Source organism: Halomonas sp. 707D4 (assembly GCF_024158685.1).
In the GTDB taxonomy this organism is placed as follows: Bacteria; Pseudomonadota; Gammaproteobacteria; order Pseudomonadales; family Halomonadaceae; genus Vreelandella.
Genome location: NZ_JAMZBD010000576.1, coordinates 1 through 1,708 on the forward strand (window position 1 = coordinate 1; position 1,708 = coordinate 1,708).

A 1,708-nucleotide genomic window follows, 5' to 3' on the forward strand; every position below is an offset into this window, starting at 1 on the left:
GAAAGCGCCCGGGCGCCAGCACCGAGACGTCGAGCCGGCTCTGCTGCTCCTCGATGGTCGCTTCGTTGAGAAGCGCCCCGGCCGGGGTCAGCCACAGGCTGCAAAGCCCTACCATGACGGCGACGATGGAGGCCGGCAAGAGCGTGACGCGCAGAAGCCGCGTGGGGCTCATGCCGCAGGCGACCATCACGGTGATTTCGCTGTTCATGTAGAGCTGCCCGTAGGCGAGCAGGATGCCCAGGAAGAACGCCAGCGGCAGGATCAGCTCCAGAAACCCCGGCAGGTGGTAGAACATCAGGCTGCCCAGGATGGTGACGGGAAAATCGCCCTCCGCCGCGGAGGCGAAGTAGCGGATGAAGCGACTTCCCATGATCACCAGCATCAGGATACCGGCGACCGCCGACATCGTGAGCAACACTTCTCGAGTCAAGTACCGAAATAAAATCAACGCGCTCTCCGGCTAATCCTGCAGGTCGCCATGCAATGCGCTCATGGCTTGGGTACACTGATCCACCTAATGATCGCGATATTATCCCGAATCACTCGATGCTTGTCTTGTTGGAGACGTCATGGAATTTTCCGTTCAGACCGCCAATCCTGCCAAAGCCGAAACGGCGTGCCTCGTCCTGCCCGTCTATAAAGATAGCGAGTTATTGCCTGCCGTGGCGAAATTGGACGACGCGAGCGAGCGGCTGATCGGACAACTGCTCGAACGCGGCGACTTCGATGCTGCGCTTGGCAACACCCAACTGATTTCCTTCGCCCCGGGCCTGGGCGCCGAGCGCCTTCTGCTGGTGGGCCTGGGCTCCCGTGACAAGTGCCAGGAAGCAGCGCTGATCAAGGCGCTTGATGCGGCCATGGGGGCGCTCGTGAAGCTTCCCGTCGACGAGGCCAGCGTCGCCTTCACCGACGTGCCGCTCGAGCGCGACACCGCCTGGAAGGCGCGCAAGACCCTGGAAGCCGCCGAACGCGCGGTCTACCGCTTCGACCGCTTCAAGTCCGCCCCGGCGCCCAGGCCGGCGCTCGAGAAGATCACCCTGATCGTCAGCGACGCCGCCCAGGCAAGCTCCGCCCAGCAGGGCGCGCGGGTCGGCGTTGCCATCGGCCAGGGCATCAACCTGGCGCGCACCCTGGGCAACCTGCCGGGCAACGTCTGCACGCCGCGCTACCTGGCCGAGCAGGCCGAGGCGCTGGGTCACGCCTCCAAAGGGATGCTCGCGGTGGAGGTTCTCGACGAGGAAGCGCTCGAGGCGCTCGGCGCGGGCTCCCTGCTCAGCGTGGGTCGAGGCAGCGCCGAGCCGTCGCGACTGATCGTCATGCAGTACCAGGGCGCCGAGGACCCGAGTGAGGCCCCCCACGTGCTGGTGGGCAAGGGCATCACCTTCGATACCGGCGGCATTTCGCTCAAGCCGGGCGAAGGCATGGACGAGATGAAGTTCGACATGGGCGGCGCCGCCGGCGTGTTCGGCACCGTCCAGGCGGTGCTTGCGATCAAGCCGAAGATCAACGCGGTGTTCATCGTCGCCGCCGCCGAGAACATGCCCGACGGCGCGGCGACCAAGCCCGGCGACATCGTCAAGACCCTCAAGGGCCTGACCGTCGAGGTGCTCAACACCGACGCCGAAGGGCGCCTCGTGCTGTGCGACGCGCTGACCTACGCCGAGCGCTTTGCGCCTGCCAGCGTCATCGACATCGCCACGCTCACAGG

Annotated in this window: 2 protein-coding genes; one reads left to right on the plus strand and one right to left on the minus strand. The window is 65.5% G+C overall.

Annotated elements, in window-relative coordinates:
* Positions 1 to 448 (minus strand): LptF/LptG family permease (locus BIS11_RS16745; protein WP_253586607.1); only part of this gene is annotated, 448 nt, incomplete at its 3' end.
* A 121-nt stretch (positions 449 to 569) separates the two neighbouring features.
* Here BIS11_RS16745 and BIS11_RS16750 point away from each other — a divergent pair.
* A partial coding sequence (locus BIS11_RS16750; protein ID WP_253586608.1) for a leucyl aminopeptidase occupies positions 570 to 1,708 on the plus strand: 1,139 nt, incomplete at its 3' end.